The organism is Cupriavidus sp. UME77, assembly GCF_014170355.1.
In the GTDB taxonomy this organism is placed as follows: Bacteria; Pseudomonadota; Gammaproteobacteria; order Burkholderiales; family Burkholderiaceae; genus Cupriavidus; species Cupriavidus basilensis.
On sequence record NZ_LZZU01000075.1, the window covers coordinates 78,728 to 103,297 of the forward strand.

23 protein-coding genes are annotated in these 24,570 nt (G+C 62.2%); 8 read left to right on the plus strand and 15 right to left on the minus strand.

Features of this window, described 5'->3' with window-relative positions:
- Positions 1–95: 95 nt before the first annotated feature.
- The 3 genes from A9975_RS29950 to A9975_RS29960 all read right to left on the minus strand — a co-directional run bounded on the left by A9975_RS29950 (position 96) and on the right by A9975_RS29960 (position 1,451).
- The gene (locus A9975_RS29950; protein ID WP_183035914.1) at positions 96–353 is read right to left on the minus strand and encodes a hypothetical protein; all 258 of its coding nucleotides are present in this window, start codon (positions 351–353) and stop codon (positions 96–98) included.
- A 565-nt stretch (positions 354–918) separates the two neighbouring features.
- On the minus strand, positions 919–1,098 hold the full coding sequence (locus A9975_RS29955; RefSeq protein WP_183035915.1) for a hypothetical protein: 180 nt from the start codon (positions 1,096–1,098) through the stop codon (positions 919–921).
- 47 nt (positions 1,099–1,145) lie between these two features.
- Entirely contained in the window at positions 1,146–1,451 is a 306-nt protein-coding gene (locus A9975_RS29960; protein WP_183035916.1) for a hypothetical protein, read from the minus strand.
- 1,057 nt (positions 1,452–2,508) lie between these two features.
- Between A9975_RS29960 and A9975_RS29965 the strand changes: the two genes are divergently transcribed.
- From A9975_RS29965 to A9975_RS29990, 6 genes are all read left to right on the plus strand, one after another.
- Positions 2,509–3,432: a DNA-binding protein gene (locus A9975_RS29965; protein WP_183035917.1), complete on the plus strand. Its 924-nt coding sequence runs from the start codon at positions 2,509–2,511 to the stop codon at positions 3,430–3,432.
- Between the two features lie 88 nt (positions 3,433–3,520).
- Positions 3,521–3,994: a hypothetical protein gene (locus A9975_RS29970; RefSeq protein WP_183035918.1), complete on the plus strand. Its 474-nt coding sequence runs from the start codon at positions 3,521–3,523 to the stop codon at positions 3,992–3,994.
- 164 nt (positions 3,995–4,158) lie between these two features.
- A complete protein-coding gene (locus A9975_RS29975) occupies positions 4,159–4,842 on the plus strand; it encodes a DUF6884 domain-containing protein (RefSeq protein WP_370565809.1) in 684 nt (227 codons plus the stop codon).
- Positions 4,839–5,147, plus strand: a complete 309-nt coding sequence (locus A9975_RS29980) for a hypothetical protein (protein ID WP_255504032.1) — start codon at positions 4,839–4,841, stop codon at positions 5,145–5,147. Before A9975_RS29975 ends, A9975_RS29980 begins: the two co-directional genes overlap by 4 nt.
- 144 nt (positions 5,148–5,291) lie before the next feature.
- Complete coding sequence (locus tag A9975_RS29985; protein WP_183035919.1) at positions 5,292–6,209, plus strand: tyrosine-type recombinase/integrase; 918 nt, start codon at positions 5,292–5,294, stop codon at positions 6,207–6,209.
- Between the two features lie 101 nt (positions 6,210–6,310).
- On the plus strand, positions 6,311–6,751 hold the full coding sequence (locus A9975_RS29990) for an HU family DNA-binding protein (protein ID WP_183035920.1): 441 nt from the start codon (positions 6,311–6,313) through the stop codon (positions 6,749–6,751).
- 702 nt (positions 6,752–7,453) lie between these two features.
- Here the strand turns inward: A9975_RS29990 and A9975_RS29995 are convergent.
- From A9975_RS29995 to A9975_RS30050, 12 genes are all read right to left on the minus strand, one after another.
- On the minus strand, positions 7,454–7,969 hold the full coding sequence (locus tag A9975_RS29995) for a hypothetical protein (RefSeq protein WP_183035921.1): 516 nt from the start codon (positions 7,967–7,969) through the stop codon (positions 7,454–7,456).
- A 169-nt stretch (positions 7,970–8,138) separates the two neighbouring features.
- Positions 8,139–9,131 (minus strand): spore coat U domain-containing protein, encoded by a 993-nt coding sequence (locus A9975_RS30000; RefSeq protein WP_183035922.1) that lies wholly within the window; start codon positions 9,129–9,131, stop codon positions 8,139–8,141.
- A gap of 5 nt (positions 9,132–9,136) precedes the next feature.
- Positions 9,137–11,470 carry a fimbria/pilus outer membrane usher protein gene (locus A9975_RS30005; RefSeq protein WP_183035923.1) on the minus strand — a complete coding sequence of 778 codons (2,334 nt, stop codon included), beginning with the start codon at positions 11,468–11,470 and terminating at the stop codon, positions 9,137–9,139.
- A 2-nt stretch (positions 11,471–11,472) separates the two neighbouring features.
- Positions 11,473–12,192 (minus strand): molecular chaperone, encoded by a 720-nt coding sequence (locus A9975_RS30010; RefSeq protein ID WP_183035924.1) that lies wholly within the window; start codon positions 12,190–12,192, stop codon positions 11,473–11,475.
- A 77-nt stretch (positions 12,193–12,269) separates the two neighbouring features.
- Positions 12,270–12,779: a spore coat U domain-containing protein gene (locus A9975_RS30015; RefSeq protein WP_183035925.1), complete on the minus strand. Its 510-nt coding sequence runs from the start codon at positions 12,777–12,779 to the stop codon at positions 12,270–12,272.
- A 49-nt stretch (positions 12,780–12,828) separates the two neighbouring features.
- Positions 12,829–13,350, minus strand: coding sequence for a spore coat protein U domain-containing protein (locus A9975_RS30020; RefSeq protein WP_183035926.1), 522 nt, complete (start codon positions 13,348–13,350; stop codon positions 12,829–12,831).
- A gap of 302 nt (positions 13,351–13,652) precedes the next feature.
- Positions 13,653–15,431: a phosphoadenosine phosphosulfate reductase family protein gene (locus A9975_RS30025; RefSeq protein WP_183035927.1), complete on the minus strand. Its 1,779-nt coding sequence runs from the start codon at positions 15,429–15,431 to the stop codon at positions 13,653–13,655.
- 113 nt (positions 15,432–15,544) lie between these two features.
- Positions 15,545–15,760, minus strand: a complete 216-nt coding sequence (locus A9975_RS30030) for a hypothetical protein (protein WP_183035928.1) — start codon at positions 15,758–15,760, stop codon at positions 15,545–15,547.
- Between the two features lie 367 nt (positions 15,761–16,127).
- Complete coding sequence (locus A9975_RS30035; RefSeq protein ID WP_183035929.1) at positions 16,128–18,449, minus strand: AAA family ATPase; 2,322 nt, start codon at positions 18,447–18,449, stop codon at positions 16,128–16,130.
- Positions 18,437–18,964, minus strand: coding sequence for a hypothetical protein (locus tag A9975_RS30040; protein ID WP_183035930.1), 528 nt, complete (start codon positions 18,962–18,964; stop codon positions 18,437–18,439). The genes A9975_RS30035 and A9975_RS30040 overlap by 13 nt, the downstream gene beginning before the upstream one ends.
- A gap of 161 nt (positions 18,965–19,125) precedes the next feature.
- Positions 19,126–20,505 carry a metallophosphatase family protein gene (locus A9975_RS30045; protein ID WP_183035931.1) on the minus strand — a complete coding sequence of 460 codons (1,380 nt, stop codon included), beginning with the start codon at positions 20,503–20,505 and terminating at the stop codon, positions 19,126–19,128.
- A 95-nt stretch (positions 20,506–20,600) separates the two neighbouring features.
- Positions 20,601–21,881, minus strand: coding sequence for a hypothetical protein (locus A9975_RS30050; RefSeq protein ID WP_183035932.1), 1,281 nt, complete (start codon positions 21,879–21,881; stop codon positions 20,601–20,603).
- A 904-nt stretch (positions 21,882–22,785) separates the two neighbouring features.
- Here A9975_RS30050 and A9975_RS30055 point away from each other — a divergent pair.
- Complete coding sequence (locus tag A9975_RS30055; RefSeq protein ID WP_183035933.1) at positions 22,786–23,373, plus strand: hypothetical protein; 588 nt, start codon at positions 22,786–22,788, stop codon at positions 23,371–23,373.
- A 638-nt stretch (positions 23,374–24,011) separates the two neighbouring features.
- The gene (locus tag A9975_RS30060) at positions 24,012–24,404 is read left to right on the plus strand and encodes a polymer-forming cytoskeletal protein (protein WP_183035934.1); all 393 of its coding nucleotides are present in this window, start codon (positions 24,012–24,014) and stop codon (positions 24,402–24,404) included.
- Positions 24,405–24,570 lie beyond the last annotated feature (166 nt).

Here is a 24,570-nt window from a genome sequence, read left to right on the forward strand (position 1 = left end):
CTCCGTTATGGTTATTGACCACTGGGTGGGGCCGATTGCCGTCGGCCCTTTCCCAGCCCCCTTCTCTGGCGTTCTGCCAAAGCCTGACCGCTATATTACAACCAAAAACTAGCCACACCGCACAGATGCTTTTGTAACGGAAATCGCCTGCCCGAAAGCGGGGGTTTCGCTGCCATCGGTTTTAGCTTTAATCCCTTGAGAAATACGGATAAACCCGCCAGCGCCGGCAGATTAATCCATGTTTTCGCCTTTTCCTGGATGGGATGGACCGATCCGGAAGTCGTCGCAGTGGATGACACAAACTGGCCGTAGTAAGCCGGCACGGCAGGCTTTACACCCTTGTTGAGCCGCATCGCGTGATCCTTGTCTGGTGGTGAAGTGTTGGTTCTGACCATAGTGTCACGACTGCCTTTTGTTATGCATACCGCCGGGTTGTGCCTGGTCTCTCCCCATAGTGGCCCTCTATCCTGTTGTGCAACTGCGAGTCCCTTGGCTGTCATGGCGTACGGGCCATAGTGGCCCGTCACGCCGGTACTTTCCTATAGTGGGCCCTTGTCCTTATGTCGGACTCATCCCATAGTCGGACTGCGGGGCGTAGCGGTCACGCCCTCGCGGCTGTGGTCAGCGCGAGCACGGGCAGGAGGAGCTTGGGGGAGAGGATCGGGCGGCTGGTCCAGGGCGTGGATCCGCGCCGGAGGTGTCGTAGTGGGTGCCAGTTCAATAACGCAAGAAACCGCCTGTCCGAGGGGCGACCACCAGGCGTGCGCTGCGCGCCCGGACAACCCGGCGAACAGGGCACCGCTAGACATAACCCGCTATCTGTCTCGGCATAAAAAAACCGGGCGCGTTTTGGCCCGGTTGGAACTCCGTCTAAGCGCGCGGCCAGCGTGGAGGCCGGCCAGACAGCGCTCGCGCGGGTCACTTGGTTTGCGTCAACAGGTCGAAGAACGCGTCTTCATCGAGAACCGTCTTTTCTCCATTCCTGGCGATCACCCAGTGCCCGTCTCCGGTGAGATGCAGGCTGGAGCCCAAGCGGGATCCCCTAATTTCGCCCGTGCCTCGGTAGTTCAATGCCGTGTGGGTAGTAGGAATAAACATGACACTCTTGTTGATCTGGTTCCGTGTTGGCAGGGAAAAGTCTGCTGCTAGGCACGCATCACCAACTCTGTGGTCGCGCTGGGCGGGACAACAGTAACGGAGTAGTAGCTATTCGGGGTGGCCACGATGAACTCCACACGAGGCCGCTTGCCCTCGGCCAAGAGTTTCTGCATTTGCTCGATTGCTTGCGGGTGGATTCCGCCTTTTTCAGCATGAGCCTGGGCGCTGGTGCCCACCTCAAACGGGCCGCCACAGGTTGGGCACTGGTACTCGTAGCCGCCGCCGTACAACCGCTGGGGCTCAGCAATTGATGCGCCATGGCAGAGCGGGCATTCAATGTGTTCAACGGGCATGGCGCAACCTCAATTCGTTCACATGTTCACGATTTAACATAAGCCTTATTATATGATTTACGGATCACATCTCGGTTTCTGAATTCACTTGGTGCAAAAATATCACAGATGGTTGTGCATGGATTAAATCGACCATCTAAAGAAGGACGGTGCGCATTGGATTCCCCATCTTCTACAAAACTCTTCGGGATAAGTTTTAGGTGCTTCCAGTTCGCGTATCCGAAGTGGCTCCGTAGCGGCGGAACTCAAGGGGGAACTCGTAAAGGTCGGAGAAGTTATGCCGTTGTAAATGGGACCTCGGTAAACTCCTACCTTCGACAATGAATTTTATTTTTCCCAGGACGCCAGCCACCGTTTTCCTCGAATGGCTCGACGCGACATCCATGTTGGTCAGAGCGAGCTTGCTAGGCGATCTTATAGAACTGGCCAATCACGGGACTGGCGGCGTCCTTCACGCCGACGGCCACAAGAGTCGCCGGCAGGCGCTCGCATACTGGTTCAGGCAGCTCCGTCAGACCGATTCGCACGGAGAGCTCGCGAAAGTGCTATGCGCCTGCGCCTTTGTCGACGAAATCATGGCAGAGCGTGGGCATTTGCATGTTTGGCTCGAGGAGATAGCCGCGTGCAGGGCCGCGGGCAACTTACAGTCCGCGCGGCACCTTGGCGCCTTCGCCAAAGCTTGGGTCGCAGCCGAACTCTCCTGGTCCGCGTATCGGGCCAGGTCTTTGGCCCCACGCCGTCTCCTTCGTTTGGAACGGAAGCAGCGGATGGTCTTTCCTGTTGGACGGCCCCAGGCGCGTGCTTGAGTTTTCGCGCGCGGGTTCAGGGTGGCAGGGATCGGCGCCGTAAGCGGCAAGCCACCTAGGTCTGTGCAAAGCCAGCCGCGGTATCTGGCCGGGAGGCTTCGACTTCGCTTACTATCCGCCGAACGGGTCGCATGTCACCGGGCAATGCAGTTCGAGCCCTCCCGCCGGCAGTTTTAGGCGCCGGGTTGGGAAAATAGCGTATCGTATCGTATTATTAAAAATACGATACGGCTGGTACAGGAGAATACGATATGGCTCGCCAAGGGGTGTCCTACGAAAGCGTCGCGGCCGCGGCCGACGCGCTGATCGCTGAAAACCAGAAGCCAACGCTGACGGCCGTTCGTGAACGGCTGGGTAACAGCGGAAGCATGAACACGATCCACCGACACTGGACCGCTTGGCGGAGCCATCTCAAGCCAGCGCCGCGCAAGGTGAGCGAACCAAACACGCGCCTGCTATCGGCATTGGGTGCGGAGCTTTCCAAGGTCGCCGAGGAAGCTGCCTCTGAATCGGAAGCGGCGCTGGCCCAGGCGCTGCACGAGCTTTCCGTGTATAGCGCCAACGGCGAAGCGCTGGAGGCAGAGCGAGACGCGCTGTCAGAGCAATTGCTCCAGATTACCACCGAGCGCGACACGCTCGCTGGCAAAGCCGCTGGTCAATCCGCCGAGATCGAGCGCCTGACCCAAGATGCCGAGCGCGAGCGCGAGGATACCGCCGTTGTACGGCGCATGTTGGCTCAGGCCGAACTCAGGTTGGAAGCCTTGCCGCGCCTCGAGGAGGAATTGGTGCAACTGCGGGCTCAACTGGCTGCCGAGCAAACGGCACGCACGGAAGCCGACAAGATGGCAGCCGTTGCCGAGGCACGGCGGGCCGCCGCCGAAACGGCCCAGGCACAAGCCGAGGCACGGCTGGCCAGCGCGGAGCAACGGGAAGGGCGGGCACGCGGGGAACTGGCGGAAGCGCAGGCCGCGCACCAATCCACGCGAGAGAGGCTGACCGAGGCTGTCGGCGTTGCTGCCGGCGCTCAGGCAGAACTGAAAGCACTGCGGGAAAGGCTGGCCGAAACCGCAAAGCAGGCCGAGACCAAGGGCCATGCGGAACTGGACACCCACGGCGCCGGTAGCGACGCGCAGAGACCCGCCCGCAGCCGCAAGCCACCTGCCGCCGCCTCTTGACTTCGCTGGTGGGAGGGCATCCTGACAGACTGAACACTCAAGGTTCCGGCTTGGAAGCCGAAGGATCTTCATCCGTCAGGAGAAATAAATGCGTAGCACCATCGCCGCAATTAGCGCCGCCCTCACCTTTGCCGCCCCGCCCGCGTTAGCTCTCAGCGTCCTCGCCTACGGCGACGAGCCGGTAGGTGATCCAGGTGCCGTCGTGCAGGATTTGATTTCGACCGAGTTCGAGCGCTTTTTTAGTGCCGCCGGCACGGTCCTAGTGATTCACTACGATACGGTTCAACTGGGAATGGACCATGTGTGCCACGCCACCGTCGGCATCAGCGCGGCACCCGAGTCCGGAGCCACCGCACGGCTTCCCGCTTGGCGCTTCAACGCGACCCGCTTGATCCGGGACCATGGGAGTCTTGACCTGGCTGGCAAACGTGAGTGCCTCACGAGCGCGATACGCGAGGCTGCTCGCAACATGATGCAGATGCCAATTCCGGAGTTGGCGACGCGCAGCGAAGCCTCGATCGTCGGTGCACGCAATACCAAACGCGCCGGCCGCGACATTTGACGGGCTTCGACGAACCGACCTTGACTTCAGCCCCGCCCGGGTAGATTGGATGCACGTTCATCACCCAGGTGCTTCCGATGCGGGCTCACTCCCCCCAACTCAACCTCTTCGACGAACTCGCTCGCGGATCCGTCGCACGATCAATGGCTCGTCCTTTGGTGCTGATGGCCTGCTCCGCCACAAAGCTTGACCACCCTGCCCCAGCCATCGACCTGTATCGAGGCGTCATGTACGAAACGTTTCGCGCGCACGTGCCAGCCGATGCGCAGCCCCAGGTCATCATTCTCTCGGCACAGCATGGCTTTATCCAACCGGACGCGGAGATTGCCCCCTACGATGCCCGTATGACTGCGGATCGCGCGGAGATCATGGTCTCGGACCTGTCGACCGCGATGGCCGGTGCGGTGTGGCCCGACCAGGTCGGCCCGGTCTTTCTCGCCGGCGGCATGCACTACCGTCGGGTGATGCGTGCGGCCGTGGAGCGATTGGCGCGTCAGGTCGGTGCTGGCAGCGCACCGACGATCATGGAAACCAGCGGCGGCATCGGGATGCAGCGCTCCCAGCTCGGCCAGTATCTGGACGGCCTAGGCAATGAACTCTCCGAAGAGATCGGGCACTTTCCCAACGGGCTGCCCTATTTCCGCCGCGCTGGGCCGTTCACGGTGGGCGAGCGCGTCATTCACGCCTACCGACACCTGCCTGGCATTGCGCCCCGTTGGGCAACCATCCGGGCCCTTTTCCAAGGACCGAGTGGCCTGACCGCCGAAGCCGATGTCGAGGAAGGAATGGGAAACCGCGCGCACATCGCTTCCCGTTGGATTGCCCTGACGAATCTCCATAACCAATGACTATCACCATCCCCCTGCAGTTGGAAGCCAAGGCCCTCGCTGCCAACCTCGATGGCACGCCCGACGCCCTGCTTGCCCTCACTCATGCCGGCTACCGCTGCTGGACCAAAGCCAGACGCCTGCATTTCCCACCGCCGCGGCGCGAAGCGTTGCTGTTGGAAATCATGCGTTTCTGTGCAGACACAAACCTGCTGGAGTGCCCCCCTGACCCTGAGGACGGAGACCGGCAGCAGGCGATAGAAGAAATGCTTGACGGGCGCTATCCGCGCTACGCCCACCTCAAGCGGAACCCGCATCGGGCATGAGCACGCCGGCAGACTTGCCTTCGGGTCCACGAAGTGGCGGACCTCTCGCCGCCAGGGCGCGTGCCCCCTCTTCTTGCGGGCAATGTCCGCCTCGTAGAGGCGGCAGGGGTGTGGGGGATGCAAAATTCAGTATATAAATACGCCATGACATCCGTCGACACCCTCTGGCTCAGCAACCCCACCCTCGCCTACGCAGACTGGCAACGCCGTGAAGCCGCGGGCGCCGACAGACGCCCTTTCGCCGCCCGCTCGATCGTCCAGCATCAGGCCATGTTCGAACACTTCAGGCGTCATCTGGTGGCCGCCCAAGCCACCCTGGCCACTTTCGGCCCGGACCATATCGATACCTTCTGGCAATCGCCGGACGCGCTCGGCTATAGCACCGCCACGCGCATGCGTTATCTGAAGCTGCTGGACCGGCTTTGCCGGCATCTGGTTGCCGTGGGCGTGCGCGAGAGCAACCCAGCCAATCAGCTGGTGCGGAATGGCCACTGGCCGAAGGATGAGCCGGACCCTATCTATCTGCCCGAAGACGCCGACGCCCGGCTGCAGGCGTGGGTTCAGCCGCACAACGGCGACGATCTGGCAGCCTTGCGAAGCCGTGCCATCGTGGCATTCTTCCTAGCCACCGGCATCACCGCAGCAGAAGCGCGCACGGCCAGGCGGGAGGATCTGCAGCCAGGCACTTCCACGCCCTATCTGCGCGTGCCAGCCCACGGCGCGCGCGATATTCGCACAGTCCCGATCGGGTCCTTCGCGGTCCCGATCCTGGCGGAATGGCACGTTCGCCGCCAGACACTGCCGGTCGCCGGCGACCTCGTTTTCTCACTGAGGGCCAGCGGCGAGCCGATCACCGATATGAGCTTTGGCAAGATTGTGCGAGCGGCGCTCATGGCCACCGATTTCGAAGACGAAGACATGAGCCCGCGGGTGCTGCGCAACACGTACTGCCGGCGCCAGCTACTTGCCGGCCACGGCCGGGATGAAGTCAGCAAGCTGCTTGGGCTGGCCAGCACGCGCACCTGCGACCGGATCAGGGCTACCATCGGCATGCAGTTGTAATCGTTGGTTTCACGCAGTCGCACACGCCGCATGGATTTTGCTATTCTCTCGAACGCCTCCACGGCGATATATCAACGAGTAACCAGACCACAGAAGAATCCATGGCAACCAAAGCGAAAGCTGTCGTAAAGACCCCGGCCAAGCCTGCCGCCAAGAAGGCAGCGGCACCTGCCACGAAGGCGGCCGCACCGGCAAGGAAAGCCGCAGCGGCTGCGCCAGTAGCGAAGCCGCTGAAGGAAACCTTCACCAAAGCGAGCTTGCTGGCCCATCTGGTCGCCCAGACCGAGCTGGACGCCAAGACCGTTAAGACCGTGCTGGCCCATCTGGAAAACACGGTCCTGAGCGCGGTGCACAAGAAGGGTGCGGGCGAATTCACGCTCCCCGGCCTGCTCAAAGTCACTGCACTGCAAGTGGCGGCCACCAAGAAGCGCTTCGGCAAAAACCCGTTCACCGGTGAGGACCAGTGGTTCGCAGCCAAGCCGGCCACCGTTAAGGTGAAGGTGCGCCCACTGAAGAAGCTGAAGGACGCCGCCGCGCTGTAAGCGGGAACCAGAATGTAGCAAAAAGGGAGCCCGCGCGGCTCCCTTTTGTATTCGACGCGGCGATGCGAATTTAGCCTCTCAAGGTTGGAAATCGACGCCGACGGCCCAAAGCCTGGTGGCAGAGCACCACTACCCCTGCCAGTGCGAGCAGTCCGCTTAGGGCGGCAGCAATTGTGAGAAGCAACCCGACATGACCGGGGTACGCTGCCACAGGGAATACCGTGAAAATGCAAAGGATCTGCGGCGCAAAGCCTGCAGAGAAATGGCCGCTTCCTAGCAGTTGCTGGCCCATCCACGCGCTGCCAACAGCCAGGACGCAACACCATATCAGCCCGTACTCGGGATGATCCAACCACGACGGCAGTGAGCCGATGGCGATCCCGATCGACAGGATCAGCCACAGGGCCACGGCGCCGCCCACTATCATTGCGCACTGAGGCCAGAATGCATCCTGCGCAGCAGTCACCTCCTGCAACACGCGAGCATCGGCGGCAGCAACAGCTGCGCGCTGTGCCTCTTCACGGGTAGCGTATGGGCCTGTTGTAGCTTGTCCGTTCACGTACGCGAACCAGCGGGCAAGCCCGTACTCATGAACCTCTCCTACGCCCTTCAGGCGATATACATTCCCGTCACCCACCCAACGATCTTCACCCCTTGACGGGTCGCCGCCTCTGGCTCGATGTACTTGCATTTCGCTTGCCCCTACTCCACGCTATAGGTAAGGCGATAGTGGGCCGTGGCATCCGCGACGACATCTTCACCAGGGCGCGAAGTGATGATTTGACGGGATATCCGCCCGTCGAATTCCGGGACATCAACCGCGCGCGCCACGTGGTCGGACAGTGCGGCACCCGTCTTAACCAGTCGACGAGCGGATACCGCTACCTCGAGCGGAAACACGTCAAGCGACGCTTCCCCGAGCACCTGAGGGTCCCCAGCGATAGTGACATTGACCCCTAGATCTGTAACCGCCTTCGTCGTCAGGGTGGTGCCGTCCTTCAACACGGAGCAGCTGTCAGTCCAGGTGTATTGGCTTTCGTCGCGCCACAGCACGGCATCGGTATTGGCCGCGGACAATGGAACATAGCCGGTTCGGACCGAGCCGTCCTTCGTCAAAGTCCACTTCACGACACGCACCACGGGCAGTTGCGCGTTAGGCTCAGCTGCGTTGGCCAGTCCTGCCCCTATGGCCAGGGCAATTAGGAGGAGCTTTCTCACAGTATTAATTATTCCTGTTGGTGGCAGCGCGACCTTCCGTTCTCGCGGACTAGCGCCTCCACTATTGTTGCTTCCGCGCGGGCAGTCGCGATCGTTGAAAGCTATGCGATTCTTGCGAGCTTTCAACTCGAGCGCACTATCCGCTCCCAAATCTGGAAAACTAAGCCTGTCAGTATGTGATTGTCGCGGTCACCCGGCCGGTGTACGTGCCTGGGGCCGGCAAGGCCTGAGGGGGAACGCGTCCGTAGCCGACATAGGCCTGCTTCTGACCAATACCCGTTCCCTGCAGAACAGCGGTACCCCGGGTCCCATCCCCCCAAACTTGGGTCGCGGCACTGTCCAGATATAGGTTGTAAGCGACGAGGTAGGCCGTGCCACCGCTCGCAAGGTTCAGATAGCGCTGGTCCACCCGCGACGGGCCGCCGCTCGAGGCCCCGTCGTCAAGGCTGATGCTGTAGCTCGAGCGATTTGTGCACGTGGCGCCCAGCTGGAAAGACACACTCAACGGCGAGCGGATTAAGCCTGTGGCCGGAAACACCAGGTTCCGCTGCACCGTCATGTCGCAGTCGGGAATGACGGTAGCGACCACATTGAAGGCGACTTCGTACGTCGCAACGCTGCCAACGGCGCAGGGCTGGCCACCAGCATCGCCGCCGAAATAGAGAAGCTCTGCGTTGGACCCGCTGTAGGTGTCCACGTAAGCGCCGGCACCGGCTGAGAATTGGCCGCCGAACAAGCGGCCATAGACCGGAAAGGTGGCCGTTCCACTCCCGTTCGAGAGGGACATACTGTAGCCGGGCGCCGGCGCGATGCCGCTGTTGGCTGTGCCCCAAACGTTCTGGCGGCCAGCATCCGAGTACAGCTGGTACGCCAGGGCGTCTCGCCCATTCGACATCTGTCGCGTGCCATCGGAGTGAGGAAAACCGATGGATGCCGCGCAGATCTGCACAGCGGAAGTGCTAAATCCGCTGCAGTTCGCTGTCAGCGTCGCCGTCACGTCGACCGGATTGGGCGAGATCGTTGAGACGTTGCCGAAGACCAGATTGCTGATCGAGAACGAGCAGCTTCCGCTCGCCGCGCGTGCCGGCGTCGTGCCAGCCACGCCGACCAGCAGTACTGCGGCGGTGAACATAAACCGGATCAAGACTCTCATGGCGACCATGGATCTCATGACTCAACAGGCCGGCATACAAATCGGCCGATTCTGCCAACGCCTTTGTGTTCGATTGCGTCGGGCAGCGTCACAAGACACTCGCGACCGCCCACCTTCGCCCTAAGGCTCGCCCCCTTCACGACCTGCTCCAGGAAGACCTTCCCATCAAATCCGACCGTTGCGACGCCGCCGCCAGCGCCGATGGCGACAGGCGTGCCTACCGGAAGCTGCGTGCCGTCTTCGCCAACCAGTTCCAGCAAGCCGCCCCTGAAACGCTTGACCGGAAATTCCACCAGCACACCCGAGCGGTAGGTCGGAACAGCGTACTTGGCATCGACCTCGATGCTCTGGTTGGCCTTCAACATTGAGGTGTCGATGGAAATTTGGTTGTTCTGGTAGCTGAGCAGGTCTGGCACCAGCGCGTAGCCATCTGCGTTGGTCTTGGCCACATAGCGGTTCTCGCCCATCACAGGGACGCCGGCGACGCCGTCGGTCGAGACCACGGCGAAACCGTCGTTGATGGTTCGCGTGGCAAAGGCCTGACCTGCCATGTACGCTACGCTGCCGCTGACGCCGCCCGACACCACTTCGGAGCCCCGCCCTTGGTCCAGCGCCCCGTATGCACTGAGTGCTTGCCCGAGATAGTCGAGCCTGCCGAAATTGCGGTAGCTTTGCGCCTCATGGGTAGTTTGCACGCTATACCCAAAGCTGTTTGTGTAGTCCGGACGGCCAGAAACTGACACCCCAGCGGACGCGCCACCGTCTTGCCTGCCGCCACTAATCGTCACGTTTGTCGCCTTGCCGAGGTTGAAGGAGATGCCCAGATAGGCACTGACTCCTCCTTCGCCGTATAGGGACTTTCGGACGGACCCAACGATATTGACACCGGGGAGGATTCGGTAAGAGAGCGTGGCCACCGCGCTTCCGGATCTGTTGCCTTGCCACGACACTGCGGAGATCCAGGTCGCGCTGACACTACCCGTGCTGGTCACCGGGATGGATCCAGACACACTGTAGAGACTGCGCTGGTTCGGCGTGCCGGACACACTGCCGATATCGGCATAGTTCCGGTCTGCCAGGCTACCTTGCGCATTCAGAGAGATCTGCCGGGAGCTGTATTGGTAGCTTGCCCCATACTTCTTGCCCAGAGTCCCAGCGAAACTGCTGACGGCAAGGTTGCCAGTCAGCACGCCCGCTACCGGCAACAGGAACACCGCCCCGGTCCCTGCGTTGAACAGTTTGCTGCCCGCTTCTGCGTGCGCCTGCAACGTGAGCGATCTTGAGAATCCATAGGAATAGCTACCTGACGCGGCCGCCCCCAGGCCGTACTCAAAGGACTTTGTCCCGTATCCCGAGCGGAGCCACCCTGCCTCGAGCGAATAGTCGGACAGCCCTTCTTTTAGGAGGCGATTGTCCACATAGATCGGGACTGTCGTGACCACGTTGCGCCCCAAATAGTCTTTGACCACGACGGAGGCGGTGTTTGCCCCAACCAATGCCGGCACATTGTTGATGACAAAGGGGCCTGCGTTGGTCTCACCACTGAACACCTTGGCGTCGTTGATGAGGACATCGACGGTAGAGGCGACCACCGCCTTTCCATCGAACGTCGGCGTGGGAAACGTAATCAGGTCTGGCCTGGTGCCGAAATTCCGCCGGATTTGGAAGCCGCCCATGCGCACAGCGCGGGTCCACGGCAACGACCCGCTGATCAGGTCACCCACCTTGTAGCCCCGCATGTCCGCGGCCGAAAGGTACTCCCACGACGAATCCAGTCTGGTGTACTTGCTACCCTGGCTCCGGAACGTTCCGGTGTTGCTTGCTACGCCTTTGGGCGAGAAACCCCTCAGCTCAGCCCAGGTCGACAGCGTCGGTCGCCCGGACCCCTTCAGGTCATTCATCGCCGCGAGGTCGTAGTTTAGGATCATTCCGGAGCCACCAGACGCGGCAGCGATGGATCGGCCGGGTGCAGACAGGTGGCTCTCTGGGAGGAGGTCCGGCGCGGCCGTCAAAAGCAACCGCTGATTCGCGCCGTCATACTCAAACGCCAACCCCGGCACGGTGCCAAGCTTTAGCTTCTGCTTGCCAGGTACTCGAATGGAAAGCGATCGAAGCTGTTCAGCCTCCACGAAGAATTCGCCTCCCCGCTGCTCAACGCGGACGATTCTCCCGGTATCGACGCTGTTGACATAGGCTTCCAGCAGCAGCCGCTCTGCGCGCTCACTCGTGCCTCCTTGGGCATGGCTGACCGCCGGGTAGCTGGCAAGTAGCGCCATGATAAAGGCCAGTCCTTTCGGGATAGCACGCGTCACCGACGACCGGCGCGCGCGCTTGAAGCGCTGGCGCATGCTTAATCGGGGCGTTGCACGAACTTGGCGTCCATACCATTGACCCGCGCGGTGAAGGACCGTGTGGCCTTGGCCAGTGATTCCGTCGGCATGGAGAACACCCAAGTTCGCTCCGCGCCGGGAAGCACATAGCCAAGCAGGCCCTTCTCCAGGACGGTTCCTTCGGTCCCAGAGCCGTTGGCTGACACTGCGCTAATCTGCGCCCTGCCGGTACCTTCGTTGCGAAGCGTGAGCGCGAGCGAAGCGCCGTCTGCGACCCAGGCAGAAACGAGTTTGGGTTGAACGCTGGCGTCCGCTTGCCGCACCACCCGAACCGGGATCGAGTAGCGGAAATTCACTGTGATGCCCTTTGGCGTTGCTTCTGGATTCGGAATTTCGTCGACGAGAATGCGATAGTTGCGCTCCGGCACACTCAATGCGGGATCCGTCAAGACGACCCGCACCAGCTGAGTGCCGTTCGCCTTGATACTTGCGAACGGCGGGCTGGCCAGCACCTCCTCCGTCGGCTCAAGAACGTCCTTGTTGTCCGCTTGCGTCCAACGGAAAAGTCGAACCTGCGCTTGCACCGGGGCATCGTCCGTGTTCTTCAACGTCAAGGTCGCCGCCCCCCTTTCCGCGTCAACGTTGATGGAAATCGGGGATGCCTGTAAAGAGGCGGCGTTGGCGTGCAGCGTCGCGATTGCGGCCGCCGCAACGAAGGCTAGGCGTAGGTCGAAGTGCATTGAGGGCTTGGGGTGGGGTTCGCGCAGCGAAGTGCTTGCACGCAGAGGGGCTCCCCCGTTGCCGGGGGTGGCGCTTATTAGAACGAGAGCGTCGCGGTGAGCGTGGTTGCGTAGCTATCCGGGATAAGCGAGCCGACGATCATCGTCTTTGTGATTTGGCCGTAGAGCGGGATCGACTGCGCCGCGCCATTGCCAGTACCTGCGTAGGTATCCGTTCCCACGGTCTTTCCCCACACTTGCGTGTAGGCAGCATCCCTGTAGACGTTGAAGCCGATCGTATTGGCTCCAGTACCAGCCATCAGGCGGTTGGTGACCGTCGATCCCGGCACTGTCCCTTCGTCCAGGGCCACTTGGTAGGGCACCGTGTTTGTGCAGGTCACCGACAGGTTGGCCTGCTGCGTCACGGCGTTTTGCATAATGCTTCCCGTGCCGAAGTTGAGTGGGGTCGCCGAGATCAAGCAATCGGCGGTGACGGACATGGATATGTCCAGGGTCACGCTCCTGGTGTCTGCGTGCGCGCCGAGCGGCAAGGCCGCAGCGACTAGCAAAAGGGCAATGGCGTGCTTTCTTGTGGTACGGGTCTTCATGACTGGTCCGGTTTTGCAGGTGTCTTCTGGAAGCGCTTTCTGCGTCCAGCTAGTAGGTCACAACGAAGTCAAAGCTGCCGTTATAGGTATCAGGTGCCGCAGACGGTTGGTTTGGGATCGAGTAGTAAATGGCCGGGGCCGGTGACGGAGTGCCTACCCCCGACATCACGTTCGCCCCGGGGGTATTTCCCCAAGGCACGGTACGCGCTGCGTCCTGAAAGAACTTCACCTCCAGCGTCGCACCGCTCGTCTGGCCAACCATCAACCGCTTCGCGTCCGATGACCCGGCGGCGGTGCCGGGGCTGATGCCGAGCTGCCACGGCGTTCCGGCCGTACATCCCAGCCGCACGGCGGAAGGCCCGCTTCGCTGACCGGTAAGCGGCTGCTGGAGTACCGAGCCACTGATGACCATTGGCTGGGTCCACGATGCACCTCCGCTACCAAATACGCAGTCTTGCGTCTGTGTGAAGGTGGCCGCGATCGTTGCTTGGGCCGAACCAGCCAGAGCTTGATGGGACAAAAGTAGCGCGGAGGACAGAAGAATCGCCCTCGCTATGCCGGGATAACGCATTTGTTCATTCCTAGATGGGATCTGAAATAGACGTGGGCAGCGCCTTCTTTAGCCGCGAAAGGGGGCCAGCCGCCGCGTCGGTCCGATAGAGCAAGCATGTCGCTCCAGCGACATTCTGTCGGATTAACCACGGGGGTCGATGGTCAAAAGCTCACCGATTTCGACGAGCTTTTGCGGGAAGCGGCTCACCGAGAGCGCGCATTCCTAGCCGATGATAAGTACGTATCACATTGACCCCACGAACGACAAAACGCCCCGGCATCTCACGATGTCGGGGCGCTCTTCTTAAGGCTCAATGCGCCTCAGGCGGCGAACAGCAGATCCTCCTGGTAGGCGGCAGCGTAACTCCACGCCAACTGGGCACCCTTGGGGAGCTCCGCATACTCGACAGCCAGCGACCTCAACTGGCCAAGGTCATACTCAAGCGTAAGCCCCAAGCGGTCCTTGAACGCAGTGCGTCGGCATACGGCATCGTGTTCCGCGCGCTGCGCGTGTGAGAGAGTCAAAACCCCATACTGCAGGTACCAGCGATATCCCGCCGTCACCTGACCAGGCTCAACGCCGCGGTCATGCATTGCCAGCATCCCCGCGAGCTCGAAATCCTGAAGGAGCGTTGCCGATTCTATGTCCACCGAGAATTGCTGCTCGGTGGGCATATCCCATATGACTCTCCCCGCCCCTGTCCTCGCCAGATCCGGCGCACACGGCGAGTCCGCAGTCATTGCTTCAAGAAATGGATCCCGCATGCCCGTCCACTCTGCGCTAGGTGCCTTTTCGTCCCAGCTATTCCCAACGAACAGGAAGCGGGGGGCCGGGACCGCCGACATGGCAACAGGTTCCACTGCCGGTACGTCAAAACGTATGCCGCGCTCGAAGACGTCGCGCCTGTCCGCCCAGCAGGCGAACGGTTTCGCGACGCCATTGAGCGACTGCAAGGCGTCGATCGCAACGATCATCTCCAACGGCAGCATTTCGAACCGTGGCCGTTCCCCCGCTCTGGCAGCTCGAGCCTGTTCGTCGAAATCGATCTGCAGCATGTAGCGGAACAACTCGCGCAGCATCGATGGGCTGTACGTATCGGGCTGGATCTTGATGTAACCCTCACGGATCGTCCGGCCAATCCAGTGCCGGCGCGACCAGTCGAACCGGGTGCTCCGGATAAACTGGTTGAGCTTGTGTAGGCCCGATGCGTAGGCATAGCGCTCGTCATAGGCAATCATGTTGGCGAGGCTTTTGTCCTCGGCCATCTGGCAAACATGGCAGCCAAGCCTCGCGCCGCATTTGCCCTGCCGGCGGCCGCTAGATCCGGCAAGGATGGCATCGGCCACAACGGCGCACGACGTTCCGACAGAGTGGGCGTACAGCCGCTTGGTCTCCTCGAAGTCCGAGTAGCCCGGCAGCTGCCCGCTGCTGTAGAGAGCAATGGCCTCCCACACATCGTCCACTCCGAAATGTGCAATCGGGCTGAGGACCAGCTCACCATCACGGTTGCGCACAGGCACCTGATCCGACTCGCCGCGCGCCTTCATCTTCGCGGCTCGCCGATCGCCTTCATCGTAGCGAGTGCCAAGGCACGTCACAGGCTCAGCCATGCCGCGCTCCGCCACATCACGGAACAGTCTTCGCCGCAACGCCCGCTGTGGCAAGATCTTGAGGTCAGTGCTGCAGTCGCCGTGGGCACCAGGGAAGCTCGGTAACGCGCGGCCGGACAGCACTTTCACCTGAAAGGTTGCGCTCAATCCTGGCCGTGCAATGCCAGTGGTAACGGAAAATCCATGGGCCTTACCGAACGCCCGCATGCGGCGCAGTTCCTGCGCGAAGTGTTGGGTGACTTCCGGGGATTCCACGAGGGTATCGCCGGTCGTGGCGAAGACCACCGGTCGGCCGCCTGCAGCGCGATACTCCAGCGCCGCGTGAAGGACGATCGCCGCTACAACGCTACTGTCCTTACCCCCGCTAAACGCGAGAAACAACGGATGGCCTGCGCGGAACAGCCCGACGACCACAGCGACGGCGCGGTCGATCTTCTTTTCGACGGGCTCAAAGGCGCCTTGCGGAAACAGATCAATGGTTTGGGTCATGCTGGCCTCATAAGGTTGGGGGGCCAGCTGCCCGAGGGCGGCGCTGGACACCCTGCGGGAAACGAGAGAAGGAGATTGAAAGTGCCAGTCAGGCACAGCGCGTTGGAAGTCGCTCAGCGGGTAGCTAGCCGGGCTGCGTCGCGGTCTTCCGCTAACAGCCATTGCACGAGCCACCCGATCCTCTTGGCTGAGCATGCGGCGGGCCATTGCTCACCGGCTTCGCAGGCGAAGAACTGTCCCGCAACGTCGCCATCGGTAACGCCGGCCGCAGCCATCAGCGGCTGCAGAGCGGCGTCCAGATCGGCCACCAGTGCCGCGGCGTTCAGCATGGCAAAGGACACCGCGGCGGACTTCGATCGGCAGCGTGGTTCAGGGTGTGGAACGGTAGTAGATAGGTCATGTTTCATTTGGAAATCGGGCAAAAAAATAGCGCTCCCGAAGGAGCGCCAAGCGGTTGAACGAGATCGAGCCTAGAGCAGGCTGTGTGCGGCGGGCAGTTTCGCGTGGCACTCAACAACCAGCCGCACAGGCGAGGCTTTGGCTGGCTTGGCCGGTCTCGCCTGCGAAGGCGGGAACACTGCAGCCGCGGCTCGCAGGACAATGAAAAGCACAAGAAGAAGAGTCGGGAATTTCATGGGAAGAAGGAGTGGACCGAGCAGCCCCGATGGGGCGTGCCCCATCGGGTTAAACAATCGCTTAGGCCGCGAGGGCCGCCACGTCGATCACTGCATCGGCTTCGTCGACCGAGTCGGGGGTGTGCGAGATGAAGAACTCACGCTGGTACCCGCCCTGGCGAAGCACTTCGCGCTTCATCTGCATAAAGGCGCGTTTGCGATCCGGGTCCAACGGCCCGTCTGCCTCGTCGGTAAAAAGGGTCTGGAAGGCCTGCCCCGTGTCCCGCGCTCGGTAGAGCGCGATGCCGCGGGTCAGGCACTCGTTGATCCAGATCTTTTGACCGCCGGACATCACGGTGAAGCTCTTCGATTCACCGCTATCGCCATCCTGCACAGCGATCTCGAACCCCTCGCGCTTCTCGCCATTGGCTAGCGCTGTCTGCGTCTGGATCGCAATAGTGAATCGCGGTCCATAGCAGGCCAGTAACAGGTCATTCACCGTCCGAGTCAACTCGGGACCCGCGTCATCGATGGATAGCGCGATCACGCCGTCATTGCCAATGGCTTTCGCCAGCAGCTTCCATACGGCGATGCGGTCGGACAGCGCTTGCGCCCTGCCCTGCGCCGCTGGCAAACCGAACAACTCCGCCTCAAGCCGCTCCACGTCCGCCGCCAGCGTGCTTTGCTGGCGGATGAGCGCCTCGATACGGGCGTCCAGGGCCGCAACAGCCTCCCGGCTGGCAGTCACCTGGCGATCCAGCTGGGCCAGCTTGCCGTTCACGTCTTCCGTGGCCAGCGTCGCCAACTCGCGCTGCACCGCAGTGGACTGCGATTCCACGTCGGCCAGATCCCGGGTATGCCGGGTCTGACGCGCCGCTTCCTCTTCGGCGAGCGTAGCCAAGTCACGTGTGGCCTCGGCCAAGCCCTCCCGGGCGGCCTCCAGCAATGGCAGCTTGGCGGCCAGCGCCATCAGGCGTTGCAGCTCTCGCTCCTGTTGCACCAACCCGGCCTGCAGCGTGGTGTGGGCAGCACGGGCGCTAGCCAGGGTGGCCAAGGCTAGATCCATCGGCTTCTTGGCCTCCAGCTTGGCGCGGTAGCTGCCCCGAAGGTCAGTGACCAGCACCACTTGGCGGTCCAGCTTCGCTTTCGCGTCGCGGGCCTGGCCCAGCAATGGGCAAGCTGCATGCATGGGATGGTCCGCACACGGTACGGTCTCGATGACATCAGCTTGCCCCTTGAGGCCCTTCGCCAGCTGCGCCTCGGTGGCGCCGCGGGCTTCCAGGCCAGCCAACTCAGTGGTAAGGGATGCATGCGCCAGTCGCACGGCTTCCAGCTCCGTGACCGACTTGTGCAGCTTCGCGAGCTCGGCCTGACTGCGGCCGATCTCCATCTGCACGGCATCGCGCCGCCCTACCGCCGCAGTGATCGCATCGCCATCGGCAAGCGTCGCCTTGCGGGCGCCGACTTGGCTATCCAGCTCGCGCCGGCGCAAGGCTGCGCGACTGCCGGCAGCCTTGTCATCGGCCACCAGTTGGCGGCTACGCGACGTCAATTCGCTTTGGCGCTGGGTCAACTCCCGCAGGCGGGCTTCCACAGCGGCGCCGGCGGACTGCTTGGCCGCCAGCGTGGCCCGCTCCTGCAGCAACTTGGCGCCGTTGGCAGTCTCGCGCTCCCGCGCTTCCCGCTCAGCTCCCAGCCGTTCGCTGATCTGCCGAATCTCGCCGGCCAGCACGGAACCGCGATCGCGCTTGCCCATGAGAGCAACCACCTCGCCTTGGAGGGCGTCCAGATGGCGACCAAGCAGCTTGGCCACCTCACCGGCCTTCGTCGACAGCTCCCGAAGGTGCTCGATGCCCAGCAGCTCGGCTAGCAGCTTCTTGATCTCGCCAGTCTGGTAGCTGGCCAGCGGACGCCGGTTCTGCGCGGAAAACACGCTCGTGAAGAACGCTTCGGGCGAACCCATGACCCCTTCCAGACAACGGTTGTAGGTATCGGCCTTCCCATCTGAGACAGTCCCGTCCGGCAAGCGGAGCGGCACATCATTCCCAGCAGCGTCGCGCTCGAACAGGTAGTACTCTGCCTTGCGCGTCTTGCCGGAATTGCGGAAAGAGAATGCCGAGCGGAAAGTCTTGCCGCCGTGTTCCCAGACCAGTTCCTTCTCAGCGCGCGGGGCGCAGAGATGGTCCCAGTAGGAAAACGCATCCGCAGACATCTTGGCGGCATGGCTAGGCATGATCGGGTACGGATGGAGGTTGTCCATCAGCGTCGTCTTGCCGGCCCCGTTCGGGCCCACCAGCGCGATCAAGCCGGTTGGCAGGTCAGTGAGGTCCAGGGTAACGCTCTCGCGGCGCATGCCGTCGCGTACCCCATGGAATCCCGAAAGGGTCAGCTTCAGCGGGCGCATGACAGCTCCTCATCGGTCTGCATGTAGGACATGTAGTTGCCAGGCAATTCCAGCAACCCGGACTCATCCACGGGCATTTCCGGCAACAGAGCGGACACCGGGGGCGTTTCCGCTTCCGGCAGTCCCTGCAACGCACGCTCAACCGAACGTACCGCGGCGGCGTACTGCTTGCCGGCCAGGTTGGCTACTTCCGGCCAAGTGCGACAGCCGGTCAGGATCTTCAGCTCGCGCTCGCTCCACTGGCTGGTCAGCCCGTTGGACAGGGACCAGAGCAACTGCTGTAGGGGCAGCGAGGGCGCCACCGAGAACCAGCCATGGCCGGCGTCGGTATGCAAAGCCATGAGCAGGATATGGTCGCGCTGCGCGATCACGGCACCCCGTCCGGCCCCGAAAGGCTGGAACAGCGTGCTGCGTGTGAAGCCATGGGCGTTGGTGACACGCGCGGCCATCTCGGTCGCGGCGATGTCTGCGTCAAAGGTATGGGTCCATTCCGGGCCCGCGGGATACAAAATCATGATGCACTCCAAATGGGACGGAGTGCGCCCCGGACGGGAAGCACCCGTCAGGGTAAAGGGAAGAAGATGGATACAGCGGGTCGATGCGTCAAAGACGCGGGGAAAACCGGGTTTCGATAACCCCCACAGGGCTATCGGAACATGGCTCGCATGCTCAAGGGTTAGGCCGGCTCGCCGGCAAACAGATCATCAGTCAGCCAATCCAGCACCGGCGCGGTTGCAGGCGCTGGCGCTGGCGGAGTGACCGCTGGTACTGCCGGGGGCGGCAATACGCTCCCGGCAGGTACAACAGCGTCAGCCAGTTCGGCAAGCTCGAGATCGACAATGGCCTGTGCGTCCAGGCTCTCCAGCACAGGCAGATACTCCACCAGACGGGAGGTATCGACTGCGGCGAGTTCGCCCCAGCGTTCCACCTTCTCGGCCAGCGTCGCAGCCCGGCTGATGCCCTCGGCACGGCTTCGCACCGCCGGCAAGACCCGGCCTTCCAGCTTCAGCTCGGCGGCCGCGCCAAACAGCGCGCAGATTGCGTCCCGATCCACCAGTTGGCGGTGCTCTTCATCGATCGTCCATCGGATGCGGAAGAACTTGTCGTCGGCAGTTGCAGCCGCCAAGGCAAGCTGATCCATATCGGGGGGACCGTTGAAGTCGATGCAGACGGTTTCCCGAGCTGGCGTCACGACCGGCGTGGCCACCGCGTTGCCAGGGGCCACCGACCATTGGAGGTAGGACTTATCGCCTTCCTCTCCGTAGTGAAAGCGTCCGATCGATCCCGGATACGCGACGACTCGCCCCTCCCGCTCCCATTGCTGGCAGCGGTGGATGTGGCCAAGCATGAAGGCATCGCACTGCGCAGCGAACAGCGCCCCGATCGTGAACTCGTGATCGAAACCCGCCATTGGCACGCCGTGCTCAGTGAGACAGCCATTCACCGTGCCATGGGACACACCGACAGTCCGGACGCCGAAGCCCCGCAGCTGTTGATTCACGGCGCCGGCGGCAACCAGGAACGTAGACAGGTGGTCCCCCAGTGCCGTAGCGGCCGCGGCCACACCGGCCACTGACGCCAGCACGGCTTTGTTGACCGTCGGCACGCAGGTAAAGACCACGTCCGGCAGCCCACCGGCCACCAGCCGGTCCAGTTCGAGCCGGGTGAACAGTGGCCCTTCGGACGGAATGAAGACGCCCGCTCGGAGCGCCACCTGGTGGATGCGATCCGCGACGTAGACCGGATACCGCGCCCCGATGAGGCGAAACAGGTCCAGTGTGCCGGCTGGCTCATGGCTGAAGGTGCCCTGCAACATCAGGAGTGGCATGCTCGCCGAGAGCTGGTGAATGCGGCGGGCTAACGCACCCAGTGCGGGCGTGTGCGCGTCCAAGCGGTGGTCGGTCGAATCTCCCGACACCACTCCCACGACACACTCCGCTGCGATGGCGTCCTCCACGGCAAAGCCGAAACAACGTTCCGCCTCGGCCAAGTGCCCGGGCGAGTAGTGCAGATCAGAAAAATGCGCCATGCGCAGGCGCGCGCCTTCGTGTTGCATGAGAGACCTCCAGGAATGGGAAGTGGCGCCGCGCGGGCACCAAATAGAAAATGGCCACCCCAACGGGGTGACCATGAGAGGAACAGCAACATCAATCAGGCGGCGGCACGCGCCTCACTGGCTGCGGCATGCACACGTGCCCGGAACGATGCCGGATCGGCCAGAGAAGCCCGCATCACTTCGAGCAAGCTGCTCAGATCGTTGGCACGCTTGAACCATCCCTTGCCATAGTGAACGTGTGCGTAGACCCTGAGGTCTTGCCGATCCTCACCACTCGCAAGACCCAAGCGCGCAATCAAATCCTCCAACTGATGCGCCTTGTCGTCGGGATCTCCTTCGACCAGCCCAGGCTGGCCTACCTGGGCCGAGGTGCGATCCCCTCCCGCATCGTCAGCCTGGGACGCCACCGCGGCCGGCGCCTCCAGTGCGCCGACAGCCTGGCTAGCGGCCTCGATGGCCTGAGGCACCTGATCGCCGCCGTCCAACAGCGCACCGAGGTCGATCTCCGCATCCAGCATAGTGAGCATCTGGTTCTGCCGGACAGGGCGACCGTTCTCGTCGATGCGGCTTATCTCGGCCTCCAGCTTGCTCAGCCAGAAATGCACACCCACCAGCCGTCCGCCTCGCGCGAGCGAAACGGTCTGCATGGCAGCATAGGCCTTCTGGAGAACGTATATGGAGTTGGTCGGCAGCTCGATCAAACCTAGCCCTTTGATACCGGGGATGCTGAAGAACATCGAGGCGGACATATTGCATGTCCGCGCTTGGTACTGCGGGCATTGCGCGGGGTCGCAGATGCCATCCGGGATATCGTCATCCTGACGCAGGATGATCGTCCTGCCACCAAAATTGCGCTTGACGCGGCTGGCACGGGGGTCTTTCTCCGGCGGCGCATAGGTCTTGCAGTAGCGCCGTCCGTCAGGTCCGTATTCGGAGAAGAACTGGCGACCGCTGGCTCCCCACGCGGCGAGCTGGTTGGGCATATTGCTCAGCCAGTCGTCGAAGGCGAATAGCACAGGGAAGCGCCAGAGTTTCAGGCCATCCCCGCGATCCTCACCGTGCCGCGCCAGGATCTCGTCGGCAATGGCCGGATTGGTGAAGTCGGAACGCCGGCACGTGAACCAGCCGACATTCTTGGGGGCCATTGAATTCCGGATGCCCGTCGCGCGCTCTATTTCTTTCTCGATCGTCTCGAAGGATTTGCCCTGGGCGAGCAGCGAATCGTGGAGCTTGACCGCGCGTTCACTCTCGCGGGCCTTCTTCGTCAGGACTTTGATGCCTGGGCGAATCTTGCCGATGATGGGCGGCCGCGCGGGCCGCTCCTCGATCAGGCTTCGGACTGCCCCGAACTCGCTGTAGGTGATGGGTGCATGCATGGATTGGTACTCCTTCGCTCAAGGTGCTGAACGACGGCGGCGCGGATCGACGCAGCATGCTCCCGAAGGCGCAGGGCTATGTCGGCCCCGCGCTGGGTCGTTACGTTGGAAAGGAACGCCGCGCGAGCGGGTTCGGGAAGTCCGGCGACAAATGCCGCCTCACAAAGGGTGCGCCAGGCTTGCGGCTGGTCCGTGTACTGGGACCGCCGGCGAGCCAGCGTTGCCGCGATTGCGGCAGGAATCTTGAAATCAACTTCGGAATTGATCGTCATCATGGGCTCCCGTTCGAAGGTGTCTCACAAACAAAAAAAGCTCGCTCCGACATGCGGAAGCGAGCTTGCTTGCGAGAAACCTGCAGCCACGCCCCTTCCGGGGGCGTGGCTTACAGGGAGCAGACGCGCGGATGCGCGCAGCTCGATGCGAGGACGTGAAGCCGTCCTCGTGCAGCAGGGTCACGCTGCACAAATACCCATTTTGGACAAAGTCCACCGCAGGTTCACGGATCAGCCAACGACGGCCGTTCTACCTAGGAGGGGCCTGGAGAGAGACGCCACATGGTCCCAGGCTCGAACGGTGCCCGCTGTGCACACCGAAGTGGGCACGCTGCGAGGCGCGTTTTACAAGCTGACATGGGAAGTGCTCGGCGAAAACACTATTCAGAAAGAGATTCCACACCAGTAGCCAACTGGTCGGAGCATGCGCAAGGCACGACTTGGTACAAAGAGATGGACTCGCTAGGGAGTCGGAGGTCGATGCGTCGGTGACGCGAGGTGTGATTGAATTCTGGCACAACTATCGCAGATGCGAAAAGTAGAAAGCTCGCGAATATCACATCGCTTTCTCCGAACACTGCGAATCCCACGGCCCGACAATGGCAGGCGAGAGAGATACGCCGAGAAATGATATGGAAGCCGAACCGGAAGACATCATCACCGATGCCACCATCAGAGTAACGCAGGCCGCAGGCCAGCAACCCGATTCTGGGTTGAAGCCGATCAAGCGCTTGATCAGCGAGGATCGCCTGTCCCGCATTGTGCCGGAGACCCAGACAACCATGCAGTTGTCGTTCTCTACCACGTTCGTGCGGGACTTCGTTCGGGCGGACTACTCCTTCTGCTCCGCAAAATTCAGCGTATCCCGTGGCGGCAAGGTGAAAGCGATCGACGAGGCGTTCCGGCACGCTGAGGCCTGGTTCGAAGGGGCGCACCGATGGGCTGACCGGCTCGAGAAGCGGACCATACCGCTCCAGTACCACAAGAGGGAGCTGCTTCTCACCCACGCGCTCTCAGGGCGCCTGCTGCGATTGCTTCGTCACTACGACACCCTCTCCAGCAAGCTGACGTTTGCCTTGATGGTCAACTCCGTAGACGGGCAATCCCGCGACAACGCGCTAGGCGCGGCAGGGCACCACATCGCAGCCATTCACGCCCTCTGCATGCCCGATAACGACCAGTTCCAACCCGACGGCACGCGTCGCGGTGCTGATCAGTAACTGCCTCCCCTTCTTCTCATTCTGGACACGACGCTATGGACCTCCGGGACATTCAACGCCTTCACGAACACTACAACCAGCCGGCACTCACCATCGAGATGCCAACCACGCCCGATGGCCCCCCCACCTTCCTTGGGCTTCCCGGACCTGCGGCTGCCCCCGATGCGGCGCCTCCCGGAAAGTTCGCGCTGAGCCAGGGCATGAAGCGACTTGCCGCCGGCGTTGTCTTCCTTGCAGCAGCAGCGGCGGTCGGCATGCTCACCGCATCGATCCTTGGTCGCGGCGGACGGACAGCCGAGGTTAGTCCGCCCATCGTGGCGTCTCAGCCTGATGTGCCACCGGCAGCGGCAGCGGCAGCATCGCAGGCTGACGCGATCCATTGGCCTGCTCAGCCCGCAAGCCAGGCTGCACCGGTAGCGCAGCCGGCGGCTATGCCGGCGCCTCAGGCCCAACGAACCGAGGCAGTTCAACCGCGCCAACAAGTGGCGCCCCAACAAGTCCAGGCATCTCGCCCCGCTGTCCAACCTGCGGTGGCCCAACTCGCGCCGTCGCGTATCCCTCCGGCTGTCGCTGAGAAGCCGACAGCCAACCCGAAGCCCCGTGAGGCGTCGGAAATCAAGTTGTTCTAAGGAGCGGACATGAAGCAGCAAGCGATGACAATCAGTGTCCTGCAACAAGGACTGAGCATTCATGGGCATATGGCGCTCGATCATGGCCTGACGTGCCTTGGCCTGGTGGACGGCGGCATCACGGCCAGCAACGGCCTGCTGCACATCGGGCCGGGCGGAATGGTCCGCGGCGCCGTCGAGGGCTACCATGTCGTGATCGACGGCACCGTCGAAGGCGACGTGACTGCGGCGGCCTCGCTGGTGGTCAACGGCCGTGTCCGTGGGGACATCTCCTATGCCGGCACGATTCGACTAGGCCACCATGCTGTGCTCGAGGGCAAGGTGTCTCGCGTCGTAGCGTTGGCCGCGCCGGCCGACATCAAGATCGTTGAGCCCGCCGAGGCGCCAGTGGCGGAGAGCTAGCCGTTAATCATGATTCACACTATTCCCCGATAACGCGGAAGCAAACTGATAGCTTTCAACGGAAAAAGCCCGGCACATGGCCGGGCTTCTCTTTTTCTACTTCCGTATTTGGCGCATCGTTACGATCTCCTCGATCGTGAAAAGCCCCGGGACACACAGCCAGGGG